At 38.9% G+C, this 22,259-nt stretch carries 20 protein-coding genes, 2 pseudogenes and 1 riboswitch; of the genes and pseudogenes, 11 read left to right on the top strand and 11 right to left on the bottom strand.

The window, feature by feature from the left end:
- Positions 1 to 23 precede the first annotated feature (23 nt).
- From AN486_RS17955 to pgk, 5 genes are all read right to left on the bottom strand, one after another.
- Positions 24 to 266 carry a YgiT-type zinc finger protein gene (locus tag AN486_RS17955; RefSeq protein ID WP_039199279.1) on the bottom strand — a complete coding sequence of 81 codons (243 nt, stop codon included), beginning with the start codon at positions 264 to 266 and terminating at the stop codon, positions 24 to 26.
- 329 nt (positions 267 to 595) lie between these two features.
- Positions 596 to 1,978 (bottom strand): PP2C family protein-serine/threonine phosphatase, encoded by a 1,383-nt coding sequence (locus AN486_RS17950; protein WP_053540551.1) that lies wholly within the window; start codon positions 1,976 to 1,978, stop codon positions 596 to 598.
- Positions 1,979 to 2,865: 887 nt separating this feature from the next.
- Complete coding sequence (locus tag AN486_RS17945; protein WP_081424299.1) at positions 2,866 to 3,033, bottom strand: AAA family ATPase; 168 nt, start codon at positions 3,031 to 3,033, stop codon at positions 2,866 to 2,868.
- 39 nt (positions 3,034 to 3,072) lie between these two features.
- A complete protein-coding gene (locus tag AN486_RS17940; protein ID WP_290601906.1) occupies positions 3,073 to 3,657 on the bottom strand; it encodes a Uma2 family endonuclease in 585 nt (194 codons plus the stop codon).
- 74 nt (positions 3,658 to 3,731) lie between these two features.
- Entirely contained in the window at positions 3,732 to 4,934 is a 1,203-nt protein-coding gene (gene pgk / locus AN486_RS17935; RefSeq protein ID WP_053540549.1) for a phosphoglycerate kinase, read from the bottom strand.
- Positions 4,935 to 5,022: 88 nt separating this feature from the next.
- On the opposite strand from pgk, the gene AN486_RS17930 reads away from it, so the two are divergent.
- Positions 5,023 to 5,430, top strand: coding sequence for a universal stress protein (locus AN486_RS17930; RefSeq protein ID WP_027404639.1), 408 nt, complete (start codon positions 5,023 to 5,025; stop codon positions 5,428 to 5,430).
- Positions 5,431 to 6,076: 646 nt separating this feature from the next.
- Here the strand turns inward: AN486_RS17930 and AN486_RS17925 are convergent.
- On the bottom strand, positions 6,077 to 6,856 hold the full coding sequence (locus AN486_RS17925; protein WP_053540548.1) for a hypothetical protein: 780 nt from the start codon (positions 6,854 to 6,856) through the stop codon (positions 6,077 to 6,079).
- 158 nt (positions 6,857 to 7,014) lie between these two features.
- Positions 7,015 to 7,157, top strand: a riboswitch (cobalamin riboswitch).
- Positions 7,158 to 8,149: 992 nt separating this feature from the next.
- Here AN486_RS17925 and AN486_RS17920 point away from each other — a divergent pair.
- The 7 genes from AN486_RS17920 to AN486_RS17890 all read left to right on the top strand — a co-directional run bounded on the left by AN486_RS17920 (position 8,150) and on the right by AN486_RS17890 (position 14,304).
- Positions 8,150 to 8,557, top strand: a complete 408-nt coding sequence (locus AN486_RS17920) for a DUF1636 family protein (protein ID WP_053540547.1) — start codon at positions 8,150 to 8,152, stop codon at positions 8,555 to 8,557.
- Between the two features lie 355 nt (positions 8,558 to 8,912).
- Positions 8,913 to 9,941: a serine hydrolase gene (locus tag AN486_RS17915; protein WP_053540546.1), complete on the top strand. Its 1,029-nt coding sequence runs from the start codon at positions 8,913 to 8,915 to the stop codon at positions 9,939 to 9,941.
- 322 nt (positions 9,942 to 10,263) lie between these two features.
- The gene (locus tag AN486_RS17910; protein WP_039205256.1) at positions 10,264 to 10,827 is read left to right on the top strand and encodes a hypothetical protein; all 564 of its coding nucleotides are present in this window, start codon (positions 10,264 to 10,266) and stop codon (positions 10,825 to 10,827) included.
- 18 nt (positions 10,828 to 10,845) lie between these two features.
- The gene (locus tag AN486_RS17905) at positions 10,846 to 11,559 is read left to right on the top strand and encodes a hypothetical protein (protein ID WP_053540545.1); all 714 of its coding nucleotides are present in this window, start codon (positions 10,846 to 10,848) and stop codon (positions 11,557 to 11,559) included.
- Positions 11,560 to 11,574: 15 nt separating this feature from the next.
- Positions 11,575 to 13,050: a hypothetical protein gene (locus tag AN486_RS17900; protein WP_290601900.1), complete on the top strand. Its 1,476-nt coding sequence runs from the start codon at positions 11,575 to 11,577 to the stop codon at positions 13,048 to 13,050.
- Positions 13,051 to 13,630: 580 nt separating this feature from the next.
- Entirely contained in the window at positions 13,631 to 13,810 is a 180-nt protein-coding gene (locus tag AN486_RS17895) for a hypothetical protein (protein WP_290601898.1), read from the top strand.
- Positions 13,811 to 13,842: 32 nt separating this feature from the next.
- On the top strand, positions 13,843 to 14,304 hold the full coding sequence (locus tag AN486_RS17890; RefSeq protein WP_039205263.1) for a DUF29 domain-containing protein: 462 nt from the start codon (positions 13,843 to 13,845) through the stop codon (positions 14,302 to 14,304).
- Between the two features lie 234 nt (positions 14,305 to 14,538).
- Here the strand turns inward: AN486_RS17890 and AN486_RS17885 are convergent, their stop codons facing one another.
- On the bottom strand, positions 14,539 to 14,787 hold the full coding sequence (locus AN486_RS17885) for a hypothetical protein (RefSeq protein ID WP_053540543.1): 249 nt from the start codon (positions 14,785 to 14,787) through the stop codon (positions 14,539 to 14,541).
- 225 nt (positions 14,788 to 15,012) lie between these two features.
- Positions 15,013 to 15,426, bottom strand: a pseudogene (locus AN486_RS17880) (VOC family protein); the annotation flags it as partial.
- A 27-nt stretch (positions 15,427 to 15,453) separates the two neighbouring features.
- On the opposite strand from AN486_RS17880, the gene xseB reads away from it, so the two are divergent.
- Positions 15,454 to 15,693: an exodeoxyribonuclease VII small subunit gene (xseB, locus tag AN486_RS17875; protein WP_053540542.1), complete on the top strand. Its 240-nt coding sequence runs from the start codon at positions 15,454 to 15,456 to the stop codon at positions 15,691 to 15,693.
- A gap of 480 nt (positions 15,694 to 16,173) precedes the next feature.
- On the opposite strand, the gene AN486_RS17870 is transcribed toward xseB, so the two are convergent.
- The 3 genes and pseudogenes from AN486_RS17870 to AN486_RS17860 form a co-directional block, all read right to left on the bottom strand.
- Positions 16,174 to 16,509: a hypothetical protein gene (locus AN486_RS17870; RefSeq protein WP_168634733.1), complete on the bottom strand. Its 336-nt coding sequence runs from the start codon at positions 16,507 to 16,509 to the stop codon at positions 16,174 to 16,176.
- 89 nt (positions 16,510 to 16,598) lie between these two features.
- A pseudogene (locus tag AN486_RS17865) lies at positions 16,599 to 17,012 on the bottom strand (IS4 family transposase); the annotation flags it as partial.
- A gap of 281 nt (positions 17,013 to 17,293) precedes the next feature.
- Positions 17,294 to 18,208, bottom strand: coding sequence for an amino acid ABC transporter substrate-binding protein (locus AN486_RS17860; RefSeq protein WP_290601894.1), 915 nt, complete (start codon positions 18,206 to 18,208; stop codon positions 17,294 to 17,296).
- A 389-nt stretch (positions 18,209 to 18,597) separates the two neighbouring features.
- Here AN486_RS17860 and AN486_RS17855 point away from each other — a divergent pair, with 389 nt between their 5' ends.
- Both AN486_RS17855 and AN486_RS17850 read left to right on the top strand, forming a co-directional pair.
- Positions 18,598 to 18,924, top strand: a complete 327-nt coding sequence (locus tag AN486_RS17855) for a hypothetical protein (RefSeq protein ID WP_290601892.1) — start codon at positions 18,598 to 18,600, stop codon at positions 18,922 to 18,924.
- Between the two features lies 1 nt (position 18,925).
- Positions 18,926 to 22,259, top strand: a 3,334-nt coding sequence (locus AN486_RS17850) for a tetratricopeptide repeat protein (protein WP_290601890.1), incomplete at its 3' end; no start/stop codon positions are given.

Below are 22,259 nucleotides of genomic sequence, written 5' to 3'. Positions count from 1 at the left end.
TTCAGCTTTCTTTACTTAATCAATTAAACAGAAACGCGGAAAGATTGACCAATAACTTGAAAATCTTCGGTTTCTTGGTTTCTGAGTTTGGCACGAATTTGAGTAAATTGATTAACAACGTCTGGTTTATAGAGCTTTTCTCCACATTTTGAACAAACTTCTGCTTCTACATGGATAACGGCGGTGTTATTGCCTCCTTTTAGCATTTTTTCAATTTGCTTAGTTTCTAATTCACCTTGACAAGTGGGACATTTTTGAGTTTTCATAAGACCTCGTGATGTGTCAATTAATCCAGTGTTGAGGCTGGGAATAATCAACAGCGACTAAAATTCTAATGCTTCTATTCTGATCATAGCCTCAAATTTTGTGAATCGGTTGATGGCTAATGTTTTCTCGATTAATTAAATCGGGAATACAGGGGGTATTATTGGGTATTTTTGGATAATTTTGTTATATATGACAGCAGGAAATATTTTATTAAATGTATTTCTCTGATTTCTGCTTTTTTATGTTTATATGAAAGTTGGCGCAGATTAATAAATTGAATAATTTTTATACAAATACATTAATATTCTCAAAATTTGGCGCTAATCTATCAGACAATTTGCATAACAACTAATGTCATATCATCGGTATTTCGTTTATCAGAACCAATGAATTGTTCAACTTGGTCAAAGAGATATTCGACAATTTCCTGGGGACTGTTGCAATACTTACAGGCTGTTCTGAAGGATGTAACAAAATTATCTTCATCAAAGCGATCGCCTCCAGCCGCCGCTGCATCCGTCAAACCATCAGTATAATAAATTACTGTATCCCCGACTTCTAACTGTGCTTGTGCATTTTCATATTCACTATTGGCATCTAAACCAATTAACATCCCCAATGTATCCAATTGACTCACAGTTTTTGTAGCTGCGTGCCACCACAAGGGGGGATTATGGGCGGCATTACTATAAGATAAAATCCGCGTTTGTGGGTCATATTCGGAATAAAACATGGTGACAAAGCGGTGAGAATTTTCCAAATCCGCATACATTACCCGATTCAAATTTTGTAAAATCCCGGCTGGGGAATTACCATGTAATACTTCACCCCGCAACATTCCCCGCAACATCGTCATAATTAAACCCGCGGGAACACCTTTACCCATGACATCCCCAATGACCAAACCCCAACTAGCATTTTCTGGAGATGCTTGTGGTTTAGATTTTAACTGGTTTTGATTAGTGGGAATAAAATCATAGTAATCACCACCAACTTGATTAGCCGGTTTACAACGGGCGGCTATTGATAACCCAGGAATATTGGGACATTGACGCGGTAAAAGTCGGCGTTGAATTTCTGCACCAATTTCTAACTCTTGGTCTAAACGTTCTTTTTTTCTTAATTCTACAGACAGTTCATCATTGTCAATTGCCACTGCTGTCTGGTCTGCTACTAACCGCACTAATTTTTGTCTGGTTTCTGTCCAACTATATTCAGGATCTCGACTCAAAACGTACAGCCAACCTCTTTCTGTATGCTTGACTAAAATAGCTGTGCCAAAGATTTGCACATCTGGACCTAAAACAGCGTGCATTTGGTCATCTAGAATTCCTGTGGAAATAGCAGCAGGACCTGAGTTAGATAAAAGAGTAATTTGACTACTAGCAGTTTCTAGGGCTTTTCTAATAATTTTTCTTTGCTGAGTATCCTGCCAATGTAGTTGTTCTAATCTAATTTGTCCATTGGGTTTATAAAGAAAAAGTGCGCTACCTTCTGCATCTGTGACTCTGGTAGCCATGAGGGGAATCAGTTCCAAAAACTGATTTAAATTATTAAAGCTTCTGAGGGCAAATCCTAAAGAACTCAGTAAGTCTTGAATTTTATTTTGTTCTCGATGCAGCCTGGACACAAGTTCCTTGAGTGCCACTACAGGAGTGACATCGGTGGTGCTGCTATTGCTATCAGTAGAATGGGGGGGGAATTGTGACACAGGTTAATATTGCAGTTAAGAATAGCAAATTTGTGATTCTTTATAAATACTCTTTTTTGATAAATTGTGAAATCATCATGGAACGAGATTTGTGATTTTAGCAAGAGTAGAAGAAATGTTGAAAGTAATTTTTTAAGTCTTGGTTAATGCTGAGGACATTGCTGAGGGTTAATTTTCCATAATTATAAATTTTCTAATTTGTCAAAAATGAGTCTGGGAGAATCAGTGATTTTTATGATTAATTAGCAGCCTCTAATTTTTTCATAACTGAATCGGTGCTTCATATATCTTGGGAAATAAAAATTTGTCACTAGCAAAATTATCTCTATTCCTGAGAGAGTAGATATTAAGAATCATCCAACCAATAACCAGATGGATTTTTGGTGCATTAATTCATGGCTTTTGCGTTGTGAGGATTTTAGTCAAAACGTTGAAGTAATCATGCTTTTAATGAAAACTTCTTTGACTATGGACTACAAACATTTAACCTATATACCATAAATTATCGAAATGTTTCCTTAGATAGATTTCTTTTCGGGAAAGATTTTGCCTATTTTTGGTCAATATTTCAAAATGTATAATTTTATATTAGTGTTTTGACGGAGAAGGTGGCAGGAAATTAAGTCTTATTTTCCATGCTTCAGCTAAACTTAATAAAGCCTTGGTTAGTAGCTTATATTGTTTGTATTAGCGATACTAAATAATTATATATAATGATAAATGTGTTATATATTAATATTGCCAGCGGTTTAACTGACTTAGAAGTATTAATTTGAGTAAGTGATTTTCTTAGCTGCTTGTTTGATGGGAACTTGGATAATAAATTCAGTTCTTTTGCCAATATCAGAGAAATATTCTCATAAGAGTAAGCCACAAAATTGGGTAATTTATTTTTTGGTGTTCCCTAAAGCATCTTTTAAAAAACTGAATACATTAAAAATTGTGGTTTTACCAGTACCATTTGCACCCACAAAAGCGCACATTTTAGGAATTTTTTTAATTTCCACATTTTTGAAAGCTTTAAAGTTTTTTAGATGGATACTTTCGATTTTCATGACTCACAATTAAACAATTTTTTGAATAGATAGCATTATTTATTCCCTATCCTCAAAATTCACATCTTGATAAATGTCAATTAAACTAATTTCAAAATCAAGATGTTGCAACTTAACAATATCATTTTCAGATTTATATTCTCGAAAAATCCATTCTCCTTCATTAGTTTTGCTATAGTGCATTACTTGATATTGATTTTGTTCCACTAAAACATATTCTTTAAATTGTGGAATAGAACGATAAAAAGTAAATTTATCACCTTGGTCATAATTTTTTGTAGATTTAGATAAAACCTCAACAATTAACAAAGGATTAGTCACAGTAGTATTATTTTTACCTGCATAAATAGGTTTCCCATCAGTTACAATCACATCAGGATAAGTATATTCTTTAAATTGTGGAATCCATAAACGCATATCTCCCATAAAAACTTCATTATTTTTGCGTCTCATGGCATATAGTAAAATCGCCGCAATAGCTAGTGTAATTTTATTATGATTACCAGTTCCACCAGTCATAGGAATAATTTCTCCATCCCGATATTCGCTTTTATAAAGTGCTGTTTCCTCTAGTTCTAAATATTCTTCAGGGGTGTAAATATGTTTGCGAGTTTGTACTTGCATATTGTTTTCCTTAATTTGGTTAATTGCAGAGAATGAAGGACAAAGCCAAAAACTTCATCCTTCACCCTTTTCAATTATGCTTCATCCAAAGCTGCAATACCAGGTAAGATCTTACCTTCTAACAACTCCAAACTAGCACCACCACCAGTAGAAATGTGGCTCATTTGGTCAGCTAAACCGACCTTTTCCACAGCCGCTACAGAGTCACCACCACCGATAATGGTAGTTGCGCCGGTTTTGCCGATTTCTGCTAGAGTATGTGCGATCGCTTCTGTACCCGCAGCAAATTTATCAAACTCAAACACACCCATAGGTCCATTCCAAATCACAGTCTTGCAATCAGCCAAAGCCGCTTGGAAAACCTTGATAGAATCAGGACCAATATCTAAACCCATACCATCGGCAGGGATATTTTCAATGCTGACAGTAGTAGCATTAGCATCAGGAGCAAACTTATCAGCGGAGACAATATCTGTAGGTAGCAACAAAGCCACACCACGTTCTTTAGCCTTAGCTTCCAAAGACTTCGCTAACTCCAGTTTATCTTCTTCCACCAAAGACTTACCAACACTCAACCCACGGGCTTTGTAGAAGGTGAAAATCATCCCACCGCCGATGATCAACTTATCGCACTTTTCCAACAAAGTTTCAATCACACCGATTTTGCTAGAAACCTTAGAACCGCCAATAATAGCCGCCAAAGGACGCTGAGGTACTTCAATCGCACTTTGTAAATATTGCAATTCCTTCTCAACCAAATAACCAGCCACAGAAGGACTCAGAAACTTAGTTACACCCTCAGTAGAAGCGTGGGCGCGGTGTGCAGTACCGAACGCATCATTTACATAAAAATCAGCATTAGCAGCCAATTTTTCCGCAAATGCGGGATCATTTTTTTCTTCTTCCTTGTAGAAGCGGACATTTTCCAACAACAGCACTTGACCATTTGCCAATGCGCCAACCTTAGCCGCCACATCATCACCAATACAGTCATCAGTTTTGACAACTTCTTGTCCTAACAACTCAGACAGACGTTTAGCGACGGGAGTTAAACGTAATTTCTCATCTACACCCTTGGGACGACCGAAATGACTTGCTAAAATGACCTTAGCACCCTTTTGGGTCAAATCTTGGATAGTTGGCAACGCCGCCCGAATCCGAGTATCATCAGTGATGTTGCCTTGATCATCCACAGGCACGTTAAAATCAACCCGTACCAAAGCGCGTTTTCCAGATATATCAGCCGCAGATAAACTTGCTAAACTTTTTTTAGACACAGCCAAACTCTCCTGATTACTTTTCTGTTATTGTCTTCAAAATATGACCATCAAGATTTTACCGGAGTGAGGGGTGCAGAGGTGAGATATGTTTAAAACAGTTCTATTTCCCATTGATCAAAGTCGAGAAGCCAGAGAGGCCGCTGATATAGTTGCCAATATTGTGCAAACCTATGGCAGTCGCTTAATTCTGCTTTCAGTCGTTGAAGAGCCAGATTCAGAAGCACCGGCTACCAGTCCTATGGTATCTCCAGAAGCAGTTGCCAAACTCCTAGAAAATGCCCAGGCTTTATTTTCTGGACAAGGAATCATAGCCGAATTACTAGAAAGACAAGGTAAACCAGCTTTTACTATTTGTGATGTTGCTGATGAAGTTGAAGCCAGTTTAATTATCATGGGCTGTCGAGGAATAGGCTTAACGGATGAAGGCGCAACTGATAGCGTTACCGCACGGGTAATTAACCTTTCTCCCTGTCCCGTCTTGATTGTTCCTTGATTAAGTATCACGCTTAAATTCCTACCACATCTCGTTCCTAGTCTCTGACTAGGAATGCAGCTGATGAGGCTCTGCCTCTAATAAGTAGGTTGGCGTTGAAAATTGTCGTTATAGCAAGGCAAGACGCAAGAGTAAAGAAGTTTTCAGCCATTTTACGTTTCTTTACACAGTTTGGTTTTAAGTAGTGAGACAGAATTAATTACACAATGTCATTGCGTTAGCGCAGCGTGGCGTTAGCCATATGGAACGAAGTGAAATGAAGCAATTCCAAGGGTTGTGATTGCTTCCCTTCGCTCGCAATGACTGTAAATATTTTTGTCCAATTACTTATTGTGTTCACCTACTTATACTCAAAACGGCTAGAAGCTGGACTTTTTTATCATACAAAACACATCTCCGAGAATTAAATGTGCGTCGTTTGAAACCCTTGTAGAGACGTTCCATGGAACGTCTCTACAATCTTTACCGGAGAAGTCTAAAGAACAAGTTCAAAGCCTCTCCAGTATTAAATATTATTCCTTTTCCCTCTCCTCTTAGGAGAGGGTTAGGGAGAGGTCAAAAGGAGAGAGGGGTTTCATATTTGGTTAAATTATGAACCGTTTTCAGTATACCTGCCTTCACAGATAACTGTTTCAGCAAACCCTACTTAGACAAGATAACTAGTATTCGGGACAATGGGAAACATTGCATATTCATACCAAGCTGTCCAGATAAAACTCCGAATCCAGCGTTGACGTTTCTCCAAACTTAATTCATACTCAAATGCACCAGAAGACTCATCAATAGAAGATAAATGGGAGTTACAACCACAGCCATGTTGATAAGTAAAACCGTATTTAGATGCTATACTTTGCACCTTCATTTGCATTGCAAATACCTTACCTGCGTGTAGAATAGCATCCCACGAACGCTTATGTTCTATATCTCTTTGATCAAATCTTAAAGCCCGTTCTTCAAACACATGATCTCGATAAATTGGGGCTAAATGCACATGATAGAAACTAGCTGGTAAATCATATCCAAATTCATCAAAAAGTTCCAAACCAATGCGAGCTACCTTGACCTCATTATTGTACTCAGAACCTTTTGACTCACAATTATGCAAAACTGCCTTAAAGTTTGGATAGTTGTGAATCATAAAGTCGTGACCGTAGAATTCCAGAGTTTCCCATGCCAGTTGCCCAAATAACTCAGAGAATGAAGGTATTAGCCGAAATAACTGGGGGCGGTCATTAAACAAATCAACATCACCATATTGCAGTTTATATTGAAACAACTGCGCCATTTCTACATAGACTTGTGGATTACTAAATCTGACATTTGCCCTGCCCTTAGCAATATCCTGCCACACACAAGGTAATTGAGCAACAGTAACCGCATTTTCACCAACAATGACGGCAACGTTAGAGGCTTCTTGAAGCTGCATATCTAATTTCCACAAAGAGTTTAATTAACAATTTACTGTAAATAATCCCTTTTTTATCTTCTCAACAGCATAAAAAAATGATACTTCATTCAGCCTCTGGGCAAAACAATAAACAGAATTATCCTCCCTTGTCTATTGACAAGACATAAAAAATATAGTATTCTCGCAACTGAATCGGTTTTAATGGGAAACAGTCATTAAACGCAAGGGGGAAAGTCTGGTGTAAATCCGGCACTGTCCCGCAGATGTAAGGAGATTTATTCTCTAAGTCAGAATGCCCGCCGAAAGCAAAAAACTCACATCCATCTGCGTGGTACAGATGATTCAGACCGTCAACCACCCATCACTTCCCTTCGGGTAAGTGAGGGCTTGTAAAAGCCTAGTTGGACTCGGTTCTTAACCGAACTACGTTAGAGGTAAGAGTTAAAGACATACCAAGGGATGCGTAGCTAGTTCCCTGCTCTAGAACTTCAAAGTTAAACAGGCTTAAGGGTTAAACCAGTGCTTTTAAGATAGTTACCGACCTCTAACATTGTCAAAGCTAACATTACCCCAGAAATGGGAGGCTCTTCGGAGCAAAATATTATGTCCAAAGTATTTGTTTTAGGGACTTCCAATTAAAAAAATCCCCAAAAGTTTCTTGTGGTGCGGGACGAATTGCCCGCTAATTACCAAGGACGGGCAGGACTTGTGCTGAGCTTGTCGTTCGCGTAGCGTGGCGTTAGCCATAGTATGCCCATCCCACAAAATTGGGTAATTTATTTTTTGGTGTTCCCTTAGACACTGAAAAAAGACCACTAGACTCACAAAAAGGACGGTTACGAATATGGAAAATCAAAGATTTGTTAATTGCTCAACTGTCCCTCTCATTGTTTGTGCTGGCGCACAAAATTACTCAAGGGACGTTTCACAATTAACCCTCCATTCCTCCCATCACCAAACTGAGTACAGTTTTGGTGGGGGTCTCCTGGAGGTTTAGATGAATGTTTCCATAGGAATTAATCAGTTTAGACCCCCAGAGAAACCCTACAAATTGTGTACTGTTCTGAGATTATTAACCGTCAATTTAATTATTTGCAATCCTGCACTTAAGAAAGTGGGAAGCTTTTATAGGTGAGACTTATTGCTATCTTCGTTAGATATATTTTGACAATAATAGAAAAGATGACAGCAAGTGAATCTTGTCCGTTTTCGTGTGCGGTTAATTATGCTTCTTTACACATTTTACAGTAGCCATATTGTAAAAACTCTTATGTCTGCGTTTCCGAATTATTCCTCAACATTTCTAAATCAATGCTCAATCAAAAACATAATCTATTTGTCTGTACTACTTGTGGTAGTAAGTGGCAAGATGGTAAGCGGGTTGGTGAAAGTCAAGGTGAACAACTACTAAAACAACTTCAAGAACTTGCTCAAGATAGTGAATTGCACAATCAATTCTGCATTCAGGGGGTTGAATGTATGAGCGCTTGCAGTCATTCCTGCGTGATTGCTTTTGTAGCCGAAGGAAAATCAACCTATCTCTTTGGTGATTTACCAGTAGATAGTAGTCCATCTGCGGTACTAGAATGTGCAAGTCAGTATTATACAAAATATGATGGTGTATTGCCTTGGTCAGAACGTCCAGAACCTTTAAAAAAAGGCATTTTAGCAAAGATTCCCGCACTAGGTGAGTGGGCAAAATTAAACAACAATAGTTGATAGGGAACGGGAAACAGAAGAATCAGTTGAGTCATTAATTCCGTCCGATTACTTATCAAAAAAAATAACCCAAAATGACCTCTAAAAACAACACCTAAATCAATCAATCCTGATTTCATTTACTTATCTAGAAAATATCTTTCAGAGGAAGAAGCAACAGGGAACAGAAAAAACTCATGTTTCTAAACATGAGATTAAAATAATGACACTGTTTTTTTTCGTGCTACGCATCTTTTAAAAACATCTTTTTCTTGACTGAAGCTCTAAACTGGTGCAAATGAGTGTTTCTTATCTGTTCCCTGTTCCCTGTTCCCTTTTTTTGTAAGTCAATTCAATCCTCTCCTCATACAACTGCATGAAACTACATTCATTGATCTTATTTAGTATCACGGCTACTCTTTTATTATCTCTACCAGTTAAAGCAAATCCTGATAACAACCAGCTTGAGAACCCAAATAGCTGGAGTCAAAATAAATCAAGTGTACAATTGCCGGAAATTAAATTTATTCCTCCAGATTCTGTCAGTAATACCAGTCCAATAGAGACTCATAACTTCACTGGTATATTTCCTTTGGGAAGAGAAATCTCAGAACTACAAACTCCTATTAAAACATTAATGGCTCGCTACAAGTTTCTTTCTCCTGGTATCTTTTTTATGGACTTGAACACAGGAGATTATTTAAGCATTAATGGCGATAAATCTTTTGCGGCTGCTAGTACAATTAAATATCCAATTTTGGTTGCTTTATTTCAGCAAGTAGATGCTGGAAAAATTCAATTAGATGAAACATTGGTTATGGGGAAAAAACATATTGCTGGTGGTTCGGGAAATATGCAGTATGGGCGGTTAGGAAGTAAGTTTAGTCTCTTAGAAACTGCAACTAGGATGATGACTATTAGCGATAACACCGCCACAAATATGATCATAGAGCGTTTGGGTGGAATTACTCAATTAAATCAAAAATTTCGCAGTTGGGGATTGCAAAATACTGTGATGCGAAATCGCCTGGGAGATTTTCAAGGAACTAATAAAACCAGTGCTAAAGATTTGGTAAAACTATCAGCTTTAATGGAAAATAATCAGTTACTTTCCAATACAAGTCAATTACAAGTAATAGGTATTATGAATGGTTGTCATAATAGAAGTTTATTACCTTCTGGTTTAGGTTCTGGTGCTAAGATAGCGCACAAAACAGGGACACTCAGGTTTATATTAGGGGATGCGGGTATTATTGAAACGCCATCAGGTAAGCGTTATTTAGCAGGAGTTTTTGTGCAAAGACCAAATAATGATCCTAGAGGAACAGATTTTATTCGTCAAGTTTCTCAGGTAGTATATGGTTATTTTGACCAAGCAAAAGTAAGTAACCAAGTAAGATTATAGACAAGTACCACAGGGCGTAAATAAACCAATCATTTTCAATCACTAAAAAGATGATGATCATTAACTTACGCCCCAGTGTATACTAGGAGTGAATTATATTCTAAGCAAAGACAAACTGTTTAGGATCTGTCAAATTCAAACTACTAGCTTGAATCCCAGTGAGAGTCGCTAAAGTTTGATTATTGAAGACAATCGCAGTATCTCCACCAACTTGATTTAACTTGAGTGTAGATGAGGTAATGCCAGTAATGCCTAAGCTAATCTTATGTAATAATTGGGAATTGCTGTAAAATAGTAAAGTTGATATAAGTTCAGCTTACCAATGAAAGATATATCTTTTGCATTAAATGGAGAAGTTGTCAGCGCTAAACTTGGCTCGCGGGTGGAGAAAAAAGATTTATATGGTTTTTCTAAAACTGTGGCTGAATGTGATCATCAACCCCTCACTCGTGGTTATCTCCTAGCGGATGGAAGATTACTAACACGCCAACAAATATCCTATGCCCGCCTTGATCCTGAAGGTACACCAGCCACAGAGGAGATCGCTTTAATAGAAGGGGAAATGGCCATCCTACAACCCAGTTCTTTTGAGATTGAAAATCCCTTAGAACCAGTACCCTTATCTACCCTGGCAGAGTTTAATGTGGTTGACGTCTATCCGGTAGCAGAAATAAATATACCTGCGGGACTATATTCTACCCAATTTAATTACCGCAAAACCTATATTCCCAAAGAGGCTTATCTGTTAGTTAAAGCTGAACAGGCGTTTTTATTAATTGGGGAAATGAAAAAGACGGCATTTGTGGGGTTGACGATCGCCTATGATTTTTTTGATGCTGAAGTCGAGGAAGAAGAAGACGATGAACTAAATTTTTCTATGTTTTAATGATCAGGAGTATAAATTATGGATACTATTCTACACTTAGAACATCAAGGTAAAACCGCCCGCCTATCCTTGCAATCGTTGCCACGCCGCCGTCCCAAACCAGTAATTCAGCAAAAAACTCAGGTAGGGGCAATTACGCCTTATAAACTGATCAATGGCATTAATGCGATGATCGATCCGTTTCAGGCTCAACCGTCAGATTTTATCGCTCTTGACCCAGAATTAAAATTGGAGGGAGCAGGACAAATATTGGAAACAGAGATGATTTCCACCGCTTATTACAATTCTAGTAATCGCCTGGATGGACTCAAACCCGTCACTGACTTTAAATTTGTTGATATTATTTACGATCAGCAAGGACAAGAAAAAGAACGCCGCCCCCATCTGATTCGTAAATCCAATCTCAACGATCACCTTCCTATTAAAACAGGTAAACGTCTCCCTATTACCCAAGCATTTACGGACTTTGTGTTCCGGTATACCTATCAAATCGTCCATGAAGACGGCGTGACAATGGAATTTTTATTTAATATCGCCCAAGAACTTCATCAAAACCAGGAAGTAGCTGTGGTGGGGGCTGGTACTAAAGGTAATCAACCACTGGTGATTCGGGAAAAGGGTAGTCCCTATCGCGGATTTTTGTATGGTGAAATTGGTCAGGGTGAAAACGAAGGTAAGTATAAATTATTGCTACTGTTGAGCGATCGTGAACTAAAAATCGTGGACGAATAAACTAGGGAGGCATCTATGCTCGACACCTATATTGATATTTCTAAATTAGTTCCCAAAACTGGTAATTATCAGATTGCTACTGGTAGTGCAGTTAGGGACTTAACTCTGCTGGAAATCGCTAGTCAATACGAAACCCAAGTTAGTCGCAAAATGATCGCATTGACTCAAAACCAACTGGGTAAACGATTTGGCACCACCGAACTAGTATTGCAAACTACCAAAGTTGATGGTGAAGGGGTTTTTATTTATTTTGAACGCTCTAAAAATGTCTGCTTTTGCTTTAATGCTCCCTCTGGACGGGTGCGGATTAATTTCCCTGCCCTTGATGCCTTAGAAGGAGTTTTACGCCAATCCACTGTCCAAAAAGGATTGTTTAGAGCCGAACTGTATTTACAGGAACAAATCCATGACCGCCGTGCCACCATTGGGGATGTGTTAAGGATTTCCTTTAGTGAAGATGCTGGGGCGATAGATAAACTCAAACTAGCTATGTTAGATGTGATCATGCTCGATGGCAAAGACCTACGCGCCAATCAATCACAATTTGAGCAGACTTGGAATTTATTGGGAGAACTATTTGGTAGTGACCCCACAGCCCCATATCATCGCCCATCAGGGGCAATTGTGCCGGAAGATCAACTTTTGCGCCTATTTGCCGAAAAGATCGCTGCTGGGGAAGAGGGCATGGTGATACGGCGATTGCAACGGGCAGAAACCTATAAAATTAAGCCCCGTCTGTCCTTAGATGCGGTGGTAATTGGCTATGTAGCCGGAGAATTTGAAGGAATGTATGGTGTGACTTCCTTGCTGGTGGCAATGAACTATCCCAAAACCGACGACAGCAAAACCTACTGGCAAACCCTAGTTCGCATTGGTTCTGGCCTCAGCGATGAGCAGAGGTTACAATTTCTGAATCTGTTTAGTGCCATCCATGTGGAAAATCCCCTGACCATGACCGACAGTGATGGCAGAACAATCCAATTTGTCAAACCTGAATATGTTGTCGAACTGAGTGGTGAAGATTTGCTAACCATTGTACCTGGAAGCAATCGCCCCAATCTCACTCAACTAATGGCATGGGATGGCAGTGATTATCAATTTTTAGGATTATACCCCTGTCCCCGTCCTACCTTTGCTACCTTCACCCAACTGCGCCTTGATAAACAAGTACAAAATGGTGGTGCTAGATTAGAGCAGATTATCAACAGTCCCCAGTTACCCCAATTACAAGCTATCGCGCCAACCGAAACCAAAATTCTGCGGCGGGAAGTTTACACCAAAGGTACAGACATGGTTCGTAAATTAGTGGTAGTAGAAAACAGTGGTGAGCAAACCATACCCTATCTAGTCTACTGGACAGATTTTTCTTCTAAGCGCAAAGAACCGTTAAAAGTATCTGTTTCCTATGCTTTATCCTCCACCCGCGCCCAAGAACTAGCCGAGCAGCTAATTACAGAAAATATAGTCAGAGGTTGGAAATCTGTTAATTAATAACCATCATGGGCTTAACGCATTGCGCTAAACCCAGATGAGCTAATTAAATTCTAAGCAAGAACAAACTGTTTAGGATCGTAGGAAATACCTTCAATCCCAATATTACCAATGGTCGTACCTAGTTTTACAGTTTGGGCGTTGCCTTTAGTAAGCGTTAGATAGATCAATCAACATTATTGAAAGCCATAAAATTTTTCTTTGCCTAAGTATTAGACATCTCCAGAAGTGTTTTTTTACAAACAATCTCAAAGTATAGATAAAAATCTATATGATGTATTAGATACAATGAATCGTTTTGGTTTAGGAATGGTTTAGATAAGATTATAAGAAGATTAAACTTGGAACTAAATCAAAAAAATAGGGACAATTCATGAATTGCCCCTACTATACTTGAGAAGGTCATAACTTGCGTTTTTACGTCCATATATCCCCTTTAGGCAAAAGCTCAAATTGTGACCTTGTAAAGTATAAAAAAATTTTCCAATACATCTTCTTAAAAATTTTCATCATCTCCGTTTAGTATAAGCAAGAAAATATAATCTTAAATTAGATTGCATTAGAATATATTTTAATTAATATGTATAAGCAAAAATTTCCCAGTATTATGGCGAGGGGAGCGATCGCCCCAGGCATCGGGTCTCATATCCCTGATAAGACCGAAGGAATAGAAATAGCACTCTCTAGAAATCACCTTTCTATTGTTAGAATTATTGAGAATAATGCTTTGTTAGGAACTAAATTTAAGTTATTATGTTAAAATAATTGTGTCTGTTATCCAAAGGATAAAGTATGACCACAACAATTTCCACACATCTACAATCAACACTATATGAAACAGATCATTATCTGTGGATAGAAAACACACTCAAACAGCTAGAAAACAGAGATATTAATAATTTAGATTGGCAGCATTTAGCAGAAGAGATTGAAGCATTGGGAATAGAACAAAGACGCAAAGTAGAAAGTTATTTGAAGCAGTTATTAATCCATCTTCTGCTTTGTTGTTATTGGGAAACTGAAAAAGAAACCTGTCAACGAGGTTGGCAAATTGAAATCTCTAACTTCCGTGACGAATTGGAATTTTCTTTTCGCTCCAAAACACTTTACAACTATTTCCTGAGTTGTTTAGAACAGGTTTATACTAAAGCTAGAAGACAAGCAATTCAAAAGACAGGTTTACCTGGTGAGATTTTTCCAAAGCAATGTCCTTTTAGTCTTGAAGATATTCTTAATAATGAATATTTCCCCTAATTTTTTTAGAGGTTGTTTGAAAACTTTTTCGTGTAGGATCTGACACCCGCAGATCCCCCTAAATCCCCCTTGAAAAGCGGGACTTTGAGGAATTTAGCCCCCCTTTGTAAGTAACTGTTCACACCCCCCAGGAAAAAGGGATGAAGAGGCAACAGGAATAGGGAGATGTTTTATACTAGAGATATCAAGAAGGCGTAAGCGTTGCGCGACCTAGGAATCGCCTAGCGTGGAAAATTAAGAGGTGACAGGAATGGGGGGATGTTTGATACCCCGACGAGCAAGAGTGAGAACTTGAGCTACATAAGTCCAAGGGTCGATTTTTCGCAACCGACAGGTTTGCACAACACTCAAAATAGAGCAATAAGCTAAACTACCCTCAGTGGTACGAGTCCCATAGCTAATCCGTCGGGAAATGACAGCATGTCGTAAAGCCCGTTCTGCCCTTGGTTTGATGTCCACATTCACAAGTCGCTTGATAGTCATGATGAAGAACGCAAACCACTTCAATTCCTGAATCTCGCTTCTCTAATTCCAAAACGTAATAGCCCATGTATGGCTTGATGGCTGGGTCTATTTCTAAGCTCTGATTACATGATGCACAGTTTTCAGGATGATCCGGTATGATTTGAGTCGCAACTAAGGGTGTACTTCGCCACATCCCCTTAGCACCTACCTGCTTTCCCGGTGGTTTCTTCCCAAATCCAAGACTTGTTGATCTTTGTTATAAATTACTTCCCAGTTAGTTTGAGTGTAAAGAATATTTTCACCAATTGATTTTGCTGCTTCCGCATGATTTAAAAGGCCCAGTATATCAGCAGTTAAGGTAGTACCCCAACGATTACCTTTTCTTTTCATAGAACTGATACCTAAACCCGCAGATGTAGGATTTTGCCAAATCATTAACCGAATTAATCCATGATCTGCATTTTGATGATAAAGTCGAATTGACTGTAAAGGTGAATTTACCCGATATAGTTGATAAGCTATAGTTGCGGTTAATTCTCCTATTTCTCCAATCCGATAACCAAATTGTTGCTAATATTGAATTGCGGAAATAGCATCTGGGACACCAATACAGACTTCATAGACACTGCTAATTGTTGTATTACTGGTTAAATTCATAATTTATTGAGGTAGGTAGAAAAATTTATGGTAAAACGGAATAATTCGGTTAAATCCATATCTGCAAATGGAGGAAGTTATGAAGCTAAGATAGCAGAAATTGAAACTATTATCACTCGCATTGAGGGAGGTGAATTAGAATTAGCCGATGTATTTACGGAATTTGCGACTGCGGTTGAGTATTTACAAGAATGTGATAGTTTTTTACAGCAGCGACAACAGCAAGTAAATTTGTTAATTGAAACTTTGCAAGATGATGACCAGTAAATAAACGGGAGACAACCGAAATATGCGACAATAAGTAATTGGACAAAAATATTTACAGTCATTGCGAGCGAAGGGAAGCAATCACAAATCTTGGAATTGCTTCATTTCACTTCGTTCCATATGGCTAACGCCACGCAACGCTTACGCAATGACATTATGTAATTAATTCTGTCTCACTACTTAAAATTATCGTGTATCTCTATTAATTACTGAATACACCTATGCAAAATTAAAAAATCCTAGTAATTATAACCTGAGAATTATTGATAAGTAATTACGTAAAACCTATATCCCGCAAGGAACTCAAGTTCCTTGCTAATAGCGAAAGTCATCTGAAGATGACTAAATACTTGGAAAATTTCTGAGTCCGTTTTAACGGACTTGAGCTATGAGACAGAGAATTTATTCTCTGGCGGGTGTAGAAACCAACAGATAAACCATTTTTAACTTAAGTTAACACCAATGAGCACTACTCAACCCTTACAAATCTATGCGTTGAATTTGAACTTTGGCACAACGCACTAACAGTAATGCCTCTCTAGTTTTTCTCTCCATGCGTGAATCGGCCTGAATGGAAACTGTATAAGTTCCCTCACAAGGCTGCTGACTTAAGTACGTATATAGTGACTCTGATTGATTCTTCAACCGCCGATTCTGAGCGACTCTAATTAATAAATGATGATTTTTACTTGGTACTCTGGCAAATTCTTCAAATATATCGCTTTCTCTATCTCCGATATGAGTCACCATTTTTACATCACACAGACTCAAGCAGGTTTTCGTTTCTTCGGCTGACTTACAGCGATTTCCAATCATATAAGGTACATCTTAGCCCCCTCATCGCTTGCGGGGAGGGGGTTGGGGGTGGGGTTCTTGTTCCGGGTTTGATGACAATTTGCTGTAATCCATTTATAGGATTCTTTCTTTTCTATGGGTAAGTTTTTATATTCTCTTTCATTCTTATCTGCATGGTCTATTTCTCTAGTCCACAGTTGTACTGTACTTAACCCTAACGGGAATCCATTTTCTGCATCTAATATCAGTGTTGGGTGAATGTAAAATCCCACATCTTTGTTATTCCCTACTACTCCTATTCCTTCTGGCTTCAGTCTCCCTATATGTGACTGCAAGTTAATTTCACTCGTATCATTAATTGCTAATATATGTTTTCCATTCACATTTAATGCACAATGCTCTCCCACACTGGCAACTAGTTCTCCTATCCTTACATTCTCATTCTCTAAGAATCTATAATATCCCACTTGTTCGGCTCTATTTTTGCTTATTCTCCGAATATTTACGGTTTGCTGTTGTGCCATTGCTGCATACAGTTTAGCCCCCTTTTTAACCGTCTTGGGTCTCCGAATGCTTTCATCTGATATTTTCCCCGTGAATTAAAATTGGATTTTCCACCTGTGTTTTCCCCTTGCTTTTTTCTCTCTCTACTTTACTTTCTTTTGTGTTTCTTTTGGAAATTTAATCCCTTTTACATCTCCAAACGCTTTCTGGGTAAGGTTGTGTGTACACCGTAGCCCCGCAAGCGAGGATGGGGCTATAATATACTCGATATGATGAGGAAATGCTAATTAATAACTAAATCCTACAAATCTTTTTGGGGAATTGGTTCATGAAACTCGATCATTAATTGCATGGTTTCTACGGCTAAATCACGTAAATCTCGATTGAGATATACAGCACCTTGAGAACCAAACCAACGGTCAAAAATCGCCACATATTTGGGGTTATTGTTCACAAATCCTTGCATAAATTTGACGAGGGAATAATTCACTGAATTGAGGAATTTAGAGTTATTCTCAGGAACCATACAAGCAATTCCTTCTCGTGAATAGGGACGAGGGGGGACTATGGCAAAACTATCTGGATTTTTTGCTGTTTGTAACCATCCCTCTAAAAGAATACTATCGGATGCAAAAGCGTCAATTTTACCCTGTTCCAAAGCTGCAAATGCTTCCGGTCTAGTCTTAAAATATACAAGCTTAGACTGGGGTTGTATTTGCTTGATTGCTTGTTCATTGGTAGTTCCAGCTAACACACCCACACGCTTATTAATCAGGGATTCTGGTGAACCTAAATTGGTTTCCTTTTTAATTAAAATTTGCGTCCCTGTGACACCATAACTAATAGAAAAATCAACTTTTTTATCTCGTTCCCAAGTAAAACTACTGGCATCACAGACAATATCAACTTGTCGGTTAATTATCTTGGGAATCCTTGCTGCTGGGGTAACTGCAACTAATTTAAGTGTAATTTTTTTGCCTAATTCTTTCTCTAATTGCTGTTGGATTAAAGTTAGCATATTCACAGAATAACCAGTCAATTTTCCTTGACTGTCGGAGTAGGCAAATGGTAAAGCATCTTTGCTTGTACCAGCAGTTAATACTCCTGTTCGGGCTACTTTTTCCATCACTGTCTCTGCCTTAGCAACACCGGGTATTAATCCTGATAATATCAAACCGAATATCACAGGGGCAATATTTTTATATATCTTCGACATAGTGAAAGCAGGTAAATGGGAGAGATTTATTTTGGTACTTACAAACATATTAATCTTGGGGAATCCATAGAATCAAAATGATTAAATTATCTCTATTAAAGATCAAGTTAACAGTTCTAGAAATGATTCTTCACATTAGACCCTGCACAGAATTATGAAACCAATTAATTTATCCGTCTTGATCTGCGTTTATCTGCGTTTATCTGCGGTCAATTATTCTGGAAATCTGATTCTATACAACTTCATTTTAATTTGGTATTGCACAATTATTGATAGTTATATGTCAGGATTTAATTGGAATTGATCGCTTGCAAAGTCATCATCCTTGCTCTATGATATTTTAAAATAATGGTTTATAAACGTGGAAATTAGCTATTTTAGGTAAATTTATGACAGAAATTAAATTTGCTATTGAAGGTGAAGACGCAATTACAGCCACAGAGGAACTTTTGGCAATTGAAGGTATAACTGGGAACTATACCGTAAATTCGGAAGACGTGAAGAAAGAGGCGGTCATTACCACAGTTGCCACTATAGTCGGTTTGGTGGGTGGTGCGATCGCTATTGCTGAACAAATCCGCAAATGGTATCAAGAGTATAAACAAAAACAATCAGGTAAAAAGATTGATAAAGTTCTGATTGTCGGCCGCAATGGTAGACGATTGTTGTTAGAAAATGCCACAATTGAAGAAATTCGCCAAATTTTAGAATCATAACGTGCAGATTCTTCACCTTGACCTGAAAGCCGTTGCCGGTAATTATGTGGAGTTACGGTACTTTACTGATAATTACAACAAATACGAAAGACGTACACTCCCTTTGAGCGAAATTACCGATTTAATTGAGTTAGCAGAAAGAGATTATTACGTTTCCTCATTTGCTGAAGATTATGCAGTCACAGGGTTACGGCTGTATAACTGGTTAGATGGAACTGACAGATGGTTACAAAAACTCATCAATCAATATCAGCGTCAAGGAATCATTTTAGCCATTCGCACCTCTGTAGAGAATGTAGAGACGTTCCATGGAACGTCTCTACAAAATAATGAAAAATCTCTAAATCCTGGAAAGTCTCTCAATCATTTACCTTGGGAAGTTCTGCACAATGGTAAAACCTTTCTCGTTCAACAGTCAATTGTTCCTGTACGGTGGGTATCATCGGACTCTGTAAAAACATTGTCTGTAGAGAAAAACCCAGAAAACCGCGCTTTGCAAGTTTTATTTATGGCTACTTCTCCCCAAGGAGTAGAACCCGTATTAGATTTTGAAGCAGAAGAAGGGCGAATTTTGGAAGCGACGGGAAGACAACCTTTAGCTTTGACAGTGGAAGAAAGCGGTTGTTTATCAGAATTGGGTAATTTAGTTGCAGATTACGGTGAAGATTATTTTGATATTTTCCATATTACCGGTCATGCGACAATTACCAACGGACAACCGGAATTTATTACCGAAACGGAAACCGGCGAGGCTTATAATGCCAGTGCCGAAGATATCGCTACCGCACTACAATTCCGAATCCCCAAATTGATTTTCCTTTCTGGTTGTCGCACTGGACAAGCTGGTAGTGATGGTGCTAGTTATGGTTCAGTCCCTTCAATGGCGGAAGAATTGCTGAAAGCTGGTGCTAAAGCCGTTTTGGGATGGGGACAAAAAGTATTAGAATCTGATGCAACGGAAGCCGCAGCGACATTATATAAAGAATTAGCAGCAGGAAAGCAAATCACCGAAGCTGTTGCCAGTACCTATCAAACATTAATCAAAAACCAAGCGCGGGATTGGCATTTATTGCGATTGTATGCAGCCGATAATTTACCAGGAGAATTGGTGACACCCAAAGGTACTCCCAAACGTAAACTACCACCACCGCTTTCTGTTAGCACCAAATTTTTAGATCCTGCGACGCAAAAAATAAAAGTCCCCACCCGTGAGAGTTTTGTTGGTCGTCGTCGTCAATTGCAAAGTTGTTTAAGGACTCTGACACAATCAACTGAAGAAATAGGGGTATTAATTCATGGCATGGGTGGTTTAGGTAAAAGTAGTGTAGCATCGAGACTTTGTGACCGACTCCCGAATTTTCAGCGTGTTGTCTTGGTGGGGAGAATTGATGAACCGAGTATAGTTAGTCGGTTGGTGGAAAAGTTGGATGATCACGAACAACGCAAACAGCTACAAAATCCTGATGAGGAATTGAAATTTAGATTCAAGCGGGTATTTCAGCAGTTGTCGGACGATGGGGAAAAGCCGTTTTTGTTGGTGTTGGATGATTTTGAGGAGAATTTAGAATTGACCTCTCCCCCAGCCCCTCTCCTGCGAGGAGAGGGGAGTTTGATTCCCCCATTCCCTCGCAGGGAAGGGGGGTTAGGGGGGTTAGGTCGTTTGCAACCCATAGCCGCAGAGGTTTTAACAGCTTTGGTTTGGGCGATTCGGGAAACATCTACCAATCACCGTTTAATTCTCACCTGTCGTTATGACTTTGAATTTAGCCAGTTGCGGTATTTCTATAAACAGCCTTTGGAGGGAATGAGGGGGGCAGATTTAAGAAAAAAGTGTAGTCGTCTTGAGGCTTTTGGGGCAAAATCTCAGGTAGATGAGGCGTTGAAATCGCAAGCGCGGAGGTTAGCTGATGGTAATCCCCGGTTGTTGGAATGGTTGGATAAGATTTTGCAAAATTCCACAGTTGACCAAGTTGCAATTCTCAATCGTTTAGAAGTTGATGCGGTTGAGTTACGAGAACAGGTTTTAGCTGAGGCTTTGCTGCAACAAATGGATCAAACGATGGGGGAAATGTTGTCACAGGGTTTGGTGTTTGAGTTACCCGTCCCCAGGGAAGCATTAACCGCAGTTTGTGAAAATATCCCCAATTTGGAAAATTATATCAATCGGGCGGTGGCCTTGGGATTGTTGGAAGTTAGTCCTGATGAGTCGTTGCGTGTACCGAGAATTTTGCCGTTGACGTTATCCACTCATATAGAAACCTTGTATCAACAAGCGGCTGAGGTGTTGTATCGTCTGTGGTGGGAAGAAGGAAAAACTCAAGTAGAGGAAGAAAGGTTAGAAATTCATCGGTTAGCGTTGTTGGGAAAACAAGGGGAAATTGCCTCAACAGTAGGAATGGCTGTAACAAATAATTGGATTAATACTAGCCGATTTCGTGACACCTTAAATCTGTGCAAATCCACTTTAAAAACAGTTGAAGACTATCGCATTTTTCATCAACTAGCACGATCTGAACAAGAACTTGGAGAAATTGAACAAGCACAGCAACATTATCAACAAGCACTAGAACTCTGTCCAGCAAGAGAGGAAACAAAAAAAGCGTCAATTATTCATAACTTAGCTATTATCTACGCCAACACAGGAAAAATAGAAGAAGCGATCGCCCACTACCAGCAGTCCTTAGAAATCACTGAAAGCATTGGTGATGTCAAAAGTAAAGCCGCGACTTTGCACTGTTTAGCTGGTATCTACGCGGACACGGGAAAAATAGAAGAAGCGATCGCCCTCTACCAGCAGTCTTTAGAAATCAAAGAAAGCATTGGTAATGTCCAAGGTAAAGCCGCGACTTTGCACCAATTAGCTAGTATCTACGCGGACACGGGAAAAATAGATGATGCGATCGCCCACTACCAGCAGTCTTTAGAAATCACTGAAAGCATTGGTGATGTCAAAACTAAAGCCGCGACTTTGCACCAATTAGCTATTATCTACGCCAACACAGGAAAAATAGAAGAAGCGATCGCCCACTACCAGCAGTCCTTAGAAATCACTGAAAGCATTGGTGATGTCAAAAGTAAAGCCGCGACTTTGCACTGTTTAGCTGGTATCTACGCGGACACGGGAAAAATAGAAGAAGCGATCGCCCACTACCAGCAGTCTTTAGAAATTGAAGAAAGCATTGGTAATGTCCAAGGTAAAGCCGCGACTTTGCACTGTTTAGCTGGTATCTACGCGGACACGGGAAAAATAGAAGAAGCGATCGCCCACTACCAGCAGTCTTTAGAAATCACTGAAAGCATTGGTGATGTCAAAACTAAAGCCGCGACTTTGCACT

Source organism: Anabaena sp. AL93 (assembly GCF_001672085.1).
Taxonomy (GTDB): Bacteria; Cyanobacteriota; Cyanobacteriia; order Cyanobacteriales; family Nostocaceae; genus Dolichospermum; species Dolichospermum heterosporum.
The sequence above is the reverse complement of the archived record's forward strand: the minus strand, read 5'-3'. Positions and strand labels throughout refer to the sequence as shown.